This window comes from Aminobacter sp. P4_D5, from assembly GCF_056401815.1.
Map to the genome: position 1 here is coordinate 1 of NZ_JBFUIP010000416.1, position 1,084 is coordinate 1,084.

The 1,084-nt window shown below is 65.0% G+C and carries 1 protein-coding gene and 1 pseudogene; both read left to right on the forward strand.

Annotation, left to right across the window (positions count from 1 at the left end):
* Nucleotides 1-289, forward strand: a 289-nt coding sequence (locus AC1DWF_RS32390; RefSeq protein ID WP_476842619.1) for a transposase, incomplete at its 5' end; no start/stop codon positions are given.
* 51 nt (nucleotides 290-340) lie between these two features.
* Nucleotides 341-1,084: pseudogene (locus AC1DWF_RS32395) on the forward strand (ISL3 family transposase); the annotation flags it as partial.

The window sequence follows — 1,084 nt, forward strand, 5'->3', positions numbered from 1 at the left end:
CCATACGCCAGGATCAAAGCCATCCCAGCCGGACGAGACAGGCACCGCGATCTACATACCGGTTACGAACCCGCTGGAGCGATTGAACAAGGAGGTCAAACGGCGCGCCGATGTCGTCGGCATCTTTCCCTCCGAGGCCTCCATCATCCGCCTCATCGGTGCCGTCCTGCTCGAGGCCAATGACGAATGGCAGATGCAGCACCGCTACATGGGCGTCGAGGCCATGGGCGAGATGCTCAACCCGGCGACCACCAACGAAACCCTGCAACTTCCACCCAAAGCCGCCTGAGCCGTGGCCACCTCAAGCCCATCAACATTTTCCACCACGTTGACGGACGTGACCTTGCGGCGCCGGGCCGACATGCCGAGTGAGCCTGTCCATATTCTCGGGATCGACGACTTCGCGTGGAAGCGCGGCCAGCGCTACGGCACGGTGGTGTGCGATCTGGAACGGCGCCGGGTTGTCGACCTGCTGCCAGACAGGGAGGCTGCGACCGTGACCGCCTGGCTAGGCGGCCCATCCGGAAATCACGGTGGTGTCGCGCGACCGAGGTGCTGGGTATGGCCGGGCTGCATCACGGAGCTCTCCACAGGCAATCCAGGTCGCCGATCGCTGGCACCTGATGGAGAACGCCAGCGCCGCGTTCCTGGAGGCGGTACGTCGGTCAATGCGGGCCATCCGCCAGGTGCTTGGATCCACCGTCATTGACCCAGCTTTGCTGACGGCTGCGGAGCGCATTCAATACAACGGCTTCCAGCGACGCCAGGAGAATAGCCAGACCATCAARGCGCTGGCGGCGGCAGGAAAGTCGATCAAGGAGATCACGCGCAGCACTGGCCGCAGCCGCAAGCTGGTCCGTAGCGTGCTGCGGGGCAGCGATGGTGACGTCTTTCGTGGCCGGATCAGGATGCTGGAACCCCACASGCCGATGCTGCGGGCCGAATGGGAGGCGGGCTGCCGCAGCGGGGCCGAGCTATGGCGCCGTCTGCGCGATGACGGCTTCAAGGGCGGCCTTCGGGTGGTTACTGAATGGGCCACCAGACAGCGGCGCGGCGAGAAAGCGGGGGCAGAACTCTCCCGCAG